14 protein-coding genes are annotated in these 6,923 nt (G+C 42.1%); 5 read left to right on the top strand and 9 right to left on the bottom strand.

The window, feature by feature from the left end:
* Both ACO0LB_RS10210 and ACO0LB_RS10205 read right to left on the bottom strand, forming a co-directional pair.
* Positions 1-195 (bottom strand): DUF4116 domain-containing protein (locus tag ACO0LB_RS10210; RefSeq protein ID WP_423048987.1); only part of this gene is annotated, 195 nt, incomplete at its 3' end.
* 138 nt (positions 196-333) lie between these two features.
* Positions 334-543, bottom strand: a complete 210-nt coding sequence (locus tag ACO0LB_RS10205) for a hypothetical protein (RefSeq protein ID WP_423048986.1) — start codon at positions 541-543, stop codon at positions 334-336.
* A 175-nt stretch (positions 544-718) separates the two neighbouring features.
* Between ACO0LB_RS10205 and ACO0LB_RS10200 the strand changes: the two genes are divergently transcribed.
* The 3 genes from ACO0LB_RS10200 to ACO0LB_RS10190 are packed head-to-tail and all read left to right on the top strand — an operon-like array spanning position 719 to position 1,583.
* Complete coding sequence (locus tag ACO0LB_RS10200; protein WP_423048985.1) at positions 719-1,126, top strand: hypothetical protein; 408 nt, start codon at positions 719-721, stop codon at positions 1,124-1,126.
* Positions 1,123-1,455: a hypothetical protein gene (locus ACO0LB_RS10195; RefSeq protein ID WP_423048984.1), complete on the top strand. Its 333-nt coding sequence runs from the start codon at positions 1,123-1,125 to the stop codon at positions 1,453-1,455. Before ACO0LB_RS10200 ends, ACO0LB_RS10195 begins: the two co-directional genes overlap by 4 nt.
* Positions 1,452-1,583, top strand: a complete 132-nt coding sequence (locus ACO0LB_RS10190) for a hypothetical protein (protein ID WP_423048983.1) — start codon at positions 1,452-1,454, stop codon at positions 1,581-1,583. The genes ACO0LB_RS10195 and ACO0LB_RS10190 overlap by 4 nt, the downstream gene beginning before the upstream one ends.
* Before the next feature lie 38 nt (positions 1,584-1,621).
* Here the strand turns inward: ACO0LB_RS10190 and ACO0LB_RS10185 are convergent, their stop codons facing one another.
* The 5 genes from ACO0LB_RS10185 to ACO0LB_RS10165 form a co-directional block, all read right to left on the bottom strand.
* The gene (locus tag ACO0LB_RS10185; RefSeq protein WP_423048982.1) at positions 1,622-1,915 is read right to left on the bottom strand and encodes a hypothetical protein; all 294 of its coding nucleotides are present in this window, start codon (positions 1,913-1,915) and stop codon (positions 1,622-1,624) included.
* 5 nt (positions 1,916-1,920) lie between these two features.
* Positions 1,921-2,088: a hypothetical protein gene (locus ACO0LB_RS10180; RefSeq protein ID WP_423048981.1), complete on the bottom strand. Its 168-nt coding sequence runs from the start codon at positions 2,086-2,088 to the stop codon at positions 1,921-1,923.
* A 780-nt stretch (positions 2,089-2,868) separates the two neighbouring features.
* Entirely contained in the window at positions 2,869-3,699 is an 831-nt protein-coding gene (locus tag ACO0LB_RS10175; RefSeq protein ID WP_423048980.1) for a hypothetical protein, read from the bottom strand.
* 94 nt (positions 3,700-3,793) lie between these two features.
* A complete protein-coding gene (locus tag ACO0LB_RS10170; protein WP_423048979.1) occupies positions 3,794-4,546 on the bottom strand; it encodes a hypothetical protein in 753 nt (250 codons plus the stop codon).
* Between the two features lie 6 nt (positions 4,547-4,552).
* Entirely contained in the window at positions 4,553-4,816 is a 264-nt protein-coding gene (locus tag ACO0LB_RS10165) for a superinfection immunity protein (protein ID WP_423048998.1), read from the bottom strand.
* A gap of 55 nt (positions 4,817-4,871) precedes the next feature.
* On the opposite strand from ACO0LB_RS10165, the gene ACO0LB_RS10160 reads away from it, so the two are divergent.
* A complete protein-coding gene (locus ACO0LB_RS10160; RefSeq protein WP_423049000.1) occupies positions 4,872-5,009 on the top strand; it encodes a hypothetical protein in 138 nt (45 codons plus the stop codon).
* 115 nt (positions 5,010-5,124) lie between these two features.
* On the opposite strand, the gene ACO0LB_RS10155 is transcribed toward ACO0LB_RS10160, so the two are convergent.
* A complete protein-coding gene (locus tag ACO0LB_RS10155) occupies positions 5,125-5,868 on the bottom strand; it encodes a S24 family peptidase (RefSeq protein ID WP_423048978.1) in 744 nt (247 codons plus the stop codon).
* Positions 5,869-5,954: 86 nt separating this feature from the next.
* Here ACO0LB_RS10155 and ACO0LB_RS10150 point away from each other — a divergent pair, with 86 nt between their 5' ends.
* Complete coding sequence (locus tag ACO0LB_RS10150; protein WP_423048977.1) at positions 5,955-6,185, top strand: transcriptional regulator; 231 nt, start codon at positions 5,955-5,957, stop codon at positions 6,183-6,185.
* 310 nt (positions 6,186-6,495) lie between these two features.
* On the opposite strand, the gene ACO0LB_RS10145 is transcribed toward ACO0LB_RS10150, so the two are convergent.
* Positions 6,496-6,774, bottom strand: coding sequence for a hypothetical protein (locus ACO0LB_RS10145; RefSeq protein ID WP_423048976.1), 279 nt, complete (start codon positions 6,772-6,774; stop codon positions 6,496-6,498).
* Positions 6,775-6,923 lie beyond the last annotated feature (149 nt).

Genomic DNA, 6,923 nt, shown 5'->3' with positions numbered 1-6,923 from the left:
GGCTTTCAGTGCAACTGCTTCTGTGCGTAATTCCGCTGGCACGTATTGCAGGGCACCGCCATCGCTTTCAACGGCTTTCAGTGCAACTGCTTCTGTGCATGATTCCGCTGGCACGTATTGCAGGGCATAGCCATTACGTTCAACGGCTTTCAGTGCCACCTCAATAGTTAGTAATCCTTGAAATTTGATTTTCATCGCCGCTCCTGTTTAATGGGTTGACCGTGCTTTCCGGCCTGTCAAATCCAACTCAGATTAAGAGGCATCGCCCGATACAGAGGTCAGAGTTTTAGAGTGTCTGCACACTTGTGCCAATTCGCTCAGGTAGGTCGCCCCTTACAGCTTTTCAGTCAGCCACTTTTTAAACAGCCGACCAAAACTTTCAAATTTGTTTTCATCCAACATCGTTGCCAGCTTGTCGCATTGCTCGATGCTGAATTCTGAAAACAGATCATTCATCAATTGACCATCCACTACTTTTTCCTCTATTTCTCCTGCTTGTTGAGCAAAGTAAGAGAGTGGTAATCCGCAATGCATTACTTCCATGTTGGCTCCTAAAAAACAAACTAGCTTTTGGCTAGGGTTGTTTGCTGCGATGAATGAATAATAGAACTTCTTATAAATAAAAGCAAGAAATTCTAATAAAAAGAATATAATTCCTCATCGGCTGCTTTTAAATCGAGCAGCCTGGATTAATTAAGTCGTTTTAAAAGGAGGGGGTATGAACTACGAAGAAATTAAAGAGCAGTGCGCAAAGTTCCTGGAAGATCAAGATTGCGCTCATGGCTGCATGGTCGGAAAAGAGCTTGCGGATAAGTTAAGGGGGATGCCGCTGCCTGAAGTGGGCCAGGAGCCAGCCGCATGGTTAGATGATGACTCAGAGCCGGTGAGCAATGAGCTCAAGGCTGCATTCCCTGACGGGTTTGAGAGCTACACAACACCGCTTTATTTACTACCGCCCGATGCAGAAGACCTGCGCAAAGAGAACGAGCAGTTACGCGGTGCACTCACCGCGATGATGAAGATGAAAGTTAAAGGCCATCAACTGCAAGACCGATTGCAGTTTTCGGATGATGGGCGCGAGATTCTTAACAAGGTGAATGCAGCACTGAAAGGCGGTGCAGCATGATAACCCCCACCGAACTACGCACCTACCGCTTTCACCCGCAGGGACTAGACCCTGTAACCGTCTATGTCGAACAATACACAGCAAAAGCAAGCCGTATCATAGTTCAGTGCTACGCACAGGCATGGACTGCGTACTGGGGGAATTATGGCGGGGGAAGTGTAGAGGAATTTATCTGCAATTGCCACCCTGAGTACATTGCAAGCAATCTCAATTGGGGCTTGAACGGATTAATGCTCAAGCGGGTAGAGAAGCACCAATATGCTTATTTGCTGAGAATTGCAGCCGCAGTCAAAGAGCATTTTTTAAGTTTGCAAGGAAATAAATCATGAGCCACACACCAAACCAAGCCAAGACGCTGTGGCGTCCGATGGTGCGGGTTGTACAAATTGGCGCTATTGAGACGCCGTCAACATACAACCGCGTTTTAGCAAAGCAGCATCAGGAACAGGCAAAATAAAACCCGCCGAAGCGGGTTTTTATTCGTCTTAATATATATTAAACATCTTCAAGTATTGCCAACAAGGAAAACATCCCGGCAACTGAAAGGCTCATCTTACTGGCCTCAACCAAACTTTTCACCAAATCAGAGGATAGCGCGCTACACGCAAGAATGAGAAGCGGGAAAAGTGCAACTCCGTTTGCAAAATCTAAACCGGTCTGCTTAGACAGTACGCGACATTTATTTTCATCATCACGGCGAACTCTTTGTGCGACGATATATAAAATTCCTGTAATGGCGGAGCTGACATCAATCCAATTACCATCAATATGTATGTCTGGAAAAACCACGAATACTATGCCCAGTGAGACGACACAGTTCCAGCCAGCGCACCAACGCTCGCACCAATAATTCGTAAATCAAAAGGAATAGGAATCCAACTTAACAATGCACCTGTCAAAACAGAGCCAATTAAAGCGTAACCAACTATTACGCGAAGTTTGTGTATATTTGTATTTTTCATATTTTGCTCCACTGCATTAGAAAGCAGCAATCATCGCTAGCGCACGGCGCGCTATTTTTCGAATCAATCCAAGCCATTCACATTAATGTATGAATTTTGGAAGTGGCAGCAAGTTCACTAAAGCGCCGTTCACGGTGAATCAGCTAGAGAACATGGCGATAGTATACAACAAATATTATTGATTTTTACATTGACAAATAAGGAGTGAATTTTCCAGCAAAAATATTCGCCCCGTTTCACGTGGCTAACATTTGAACTGTCGCAAATTTTGCACTAGTTCATATCTTTTAACCTACTACTTTTGAGAGTGCATCCTGAACTCGATTAAAAATTACCTCATCTCATAGTTTAAATTTCAAATATCACCGTTCATGAGCACCCGTACTGCTTCCGCCCATTCACAATCCGGTACCGACCACCTCGCGGCCCGGTGAAGCATGTTTGATCAGATGATGCGTGTCGGATATGTGACTTTTTAACGCCTGTCTTTTTGTGCATTGAAGCGCGGTTCATTGCGCACTCCCGCTTTTCTTGGGTATCTTTTATCCGCGAATCTTCGACTGTTTGCCACTGCATATTGTCAACGGAGTCAGTTCCGCCAGCACATAGTGATTTGATATGGTCTTTTACTTGCCCAGGACATGCCCCTGTTGTTTTCCCGGTAGTGGGGCAGGGGTTTTGTTTTTGAAAATCGCGAGTGACTTGTGAGCTTCTTGGGATTTTTGCTTCTACGGAACCTGACAGCATAACCAGTAGAAATAAAAAGAATGATTTCATGGGTTATTGGAGTGTTAAATTTTCTGGTGCGCCAAATTTATCTGGATAAGTTGGTAATTTCGGCATAATGACGCACTCTTGGCATGCCGTACCCGTCAAATTGTCATTGGCTAAATAAACCGTGACTTTCCCACTCTTTTTGGGACTTGCCCATACTGCCCACTGATAACGCTCAGTTGAGTCTATAACTTGACGACTTGTTTCTGCAACTAAGGCCACTTTCTGATTTGCTGGTATCGAAATAGCAAATTTCCCATCAGCGTCTGTTTTAACCGGACCAGATGACTGCGATATAAGCAACGGGACAATAGCATTTTTAATATTCTCTATTTCCTCTCGATGCTCCTTCATCAAAGAATACAATTCTCTGCGCATTGAGTTAACAATCTTAAACTCTTCCTTATATTTCTCTTGGATCTCTTTCATTCTTGGAGTGTTTGATTTCCACTCAGGAGATTTAAAACATTCCTGCAGTGCCTTCCCAATTGGAAGCGGCATGCATATCCCCACCATTTTTTCCATTTCTAAAAACGGATTAATGCCCCCGTCCGCAGGAGACGATTTGTCTTTTTCAGCATTAATTGAATTTCTTAGTGCATCTATTTTTTCGACTAATGCATTATTTTTCGTTGCTCGTAAAAAAACCTCATTCAGCGCAAGTTTTACGTTTTTTTCACTAATAACAGATACATTGACCAATGCTAGCTTTATGGGCTGCTGACCTTTCGTGACGATGAATACTTGTCCATCAATCTGAACAGAAGGCCCAGGCGCAGCAAAAGCGCTGCCAACCATAAAAAGACTGGCAATTAATGTTACGAATATTTTTTTCATGTTGAAACAAGCTTTCTGCTTAGGAAAATGACATAAGAAAAAATTATCTTTCAAAGATTCTTAGCAAAACCATTAATTTTTTGTCTTTATTGGCTTAGCGTTCGACCCTATCGATATACTTGTCATCTTGAAACTCAGATGTGCTGCAAAACATAAGGATATCATTGAGTTTTTTATGACCGATTCCCTTCATTGCAAGTAAGTGAGGGGATCCTTCATCCAGAATTTTACGTGGCGTTAATAAATCAAGATCTATCATTTTTTTACGGTGAAGCTCTGTCAGTCCTGGCAACGTATAAATAAATAAAGGGAAAAAATAATCAATAACAGCAGATATGCCACCGCTACTGTTAATCGGGTCAACAAATATTTGCTCTGCCAGTAGAGTCTTGAGCTCTGCAATTCTCCACTCAACTGAGTTGACAGTTTCCACTATCTCTCTGACTCGAATCAAAAATGGAAGGTAGTATCCGCCGTTTGATGGGATGTAGCCAATCTGGCTCGCCATTATTCCTTCTGGCTCTAGCATATTGATGCCTAGTTCACTGAAGGTCTTTGTCGCTGGCAGCCAGATGCCCTCCCATTGAGAGCGGATGATGATGTCATCAGGCATCTTTGAATGTATCTCACCGTGATGCAGCAATACTCGTAACGGTGTTCGCAGTTGCATCGTTGCGCTGAACTGTACCCCGTTGAATATATAGTCACTCCTCTGAATTTCAGCAATGTTTGAATATACGAAGATACTTTTTTCTGGCTGATGAAATTCAGTGTCTTTTTCAGTCCTAGCAATGGCTTTACTTATTAATGGAGGAATGCCACCGCTCTTGAGTTTCCATACCTGCATATAGCATTATGTTGCACTTGTACTCAGATCAGATCCGCAATGTTTGCACTTGATTGCCTCGACCCTGATTTCTTCAGCGCAGAACGGACATTTTTTTAATTCTGGCTTTTTATCGGGATCCACCATTGCCTCCGAATTTTCATCTTGCGATGGAACTATCTTGTGATTTTCCGGTTCAATATCTGACGTAGTGTTATCTGAATACGACCATACTAGTGCGCCTATCCACCCAAGAATTGTCCATCCCAAAAAGATGTTAAGCACGGTTATTGACGTTGTGTTTTTATGATTGCGTAAATAGGAATTTATCGATGGAGAAAAATAAATGAAAATCGAATTAGCTACAAAGAGAACTGCGCAAACAGCTGCTATGCCATTGGTGCCGTTTCCTACAGCAAAAAACATCACATTTAAAAAAATCATTATGATGATGACAAATATCGGCATACAAAAACTTTCTTAGGTTATTGAATAGCGTGGTTTGCTAGGATGTACTGTTATACAAATTAACGGAAACGTAACCTGTAAGGGCGCTTTGGTAGCTTAATTCTTGCTTAAATCAATAAAGTTAAGCATTTTTAAAAATATCTTAAATTCCAAGCCGCAATGACTTTTGCTTGGATATTCAACCCCTCAAGCTCTTCTGTTCTGAATGTTTCAGGCGCACTTCCATCATTACTTTCGACGAAAACAAGTTTTTCTTTCAGGGAAAGGCGTAATCTTTTTACCCTTACCAAGCCGCTAACAGAGATAACGTATAGCCCATCTTGCGTAAAAACATTAGTTGGTTGCACAAATAATAGATCTCCATCTTCCACTTGTCCTCGCATGGAGTGGCCTTTGGCCGTGATGATCTTTAATTGATCTGGGCTTAAGCCCTGGAGCTTATCTCGGACAAACTCTCGCGTAACCTCTAACCTATCAACTACTTCAATTTCCTCCGGTGCAACTGAGCCGTATCCACCTTGAGCCACGACATTGAGTCTTTCAATTCGTACATAGTTATCATTTTTTGCTGCAACTATCCGGGCGGGGGTATCGCCAATATGCTCCATGATTTCCTTGGAAATATCATAGGGTGATACGCCGATCAAATTTGAAATAGACATTAGCGCTTTGACATTCAGAGGAATAATGCCATTCAGATACTGCCCAATTAAGCTTTGTGATCCTAATTGAGTTTCTGTGGCTACCCACTCTTGCGTGTATGGCTTCCCACCACTGTCCCTATTGTTTTCTTTGAATTTTGTCCATGCGAATTTTAAGCGCTCAGCAGCTGAGCGCTCCTCGGGTGTTAGTTCTCTTTTTTCAACAGTAGCCATGAGCATATTGTAAATAGATTCTCTAAATTACTAAAATAATTAGAAAAAGTGTTGATTTCTAATACAAGAAGTTCTAATATAAAAGTATGCAACTTCAAGAATACTTAACTCAAAAAAATATTTCTCAATCGAGCTTTGCGGAACTTCTTGGGGTTTCTCAAAGTGCATTGTGGCAATGGAGCTTGTCTGGAAGAAAAGTTCCTGCTGAACATTGCCCAACAATTGAGCGCCTTACCGAGCGTGCAGTTACATGTGAAGAGTTGCGCCCAGATATTGACTGGGGTGTTCTTCGAGGCACGCATGACATTAAGGAGTAACCCATGTGATCTCCCAACCTCGCCACTATCAATCAATTTCTTAGGATCAGAAAGCCAACTTTGACTAACGAACACATTAAATCAGCAGAGCACTTTGGCATTGCTATGGCAAAAAGATTTCAGCAGTCAAAGCAACATGCATCAGGAATAAAAATGAACCAATTCTCAATTTACCCAAAATGGCGCATTCAAGTGATTCATGTGATTGCGAAACTGCTCGGCGTCCTGGTGCATGTTGATGGCTTGCCTTTCGGATCAAATCGCACTTATTTGCAATCAATTCAAGGCAGGCCACGTTTGATGGCCGGAGCTACTTTGTCCAATAGTTCAACATTTGCTTTATCACCACAGGATCAAGATTGAAGGAGTGAAAACTATTGTTCGTCGTGTCAATGACGATCAACTTGTCATTTTTGTCCATGACTGAATAAACGGCATTTGCGACAGCTTCTGATCCAAGAGCGCTCTTTACATAAAAAAGTGAAAGTTCGACTTTTGCCCATGCACCAAGAGATTTGATTTTTTCAGAAACCTGTTCGTAATGCTGGCCTGGCGCAATTAAGTCATAAGAAATAAAAAGATTATTCATGGGAAATTTCTTTCAAGTTAAACGATGTGTGGGAGCTGAAATTTAACATGATTGGAATATCCCACCCTTATTTTTGATGTGAATTAGTAAATATTTTGGAGCGGCCCATGTGATCCCTCATTAGCAACTTTCCTCCCTGTAGCACCGCA

It is taken from the genome of Undibacterium sp. SXout7W (assembly GCF_049339385.1).
Taxonomy (GTDB): domain Bacteria; phylum Pseudomonadota; class Gammaproteobacteria; order Burkholderiales; family Burkholderiaceae_D; genus Undibacterium.
Note: the sequence above shows the minus strand (reverse complement) of the source record. Positions and strands in the feature narration are given on the sequence as shown.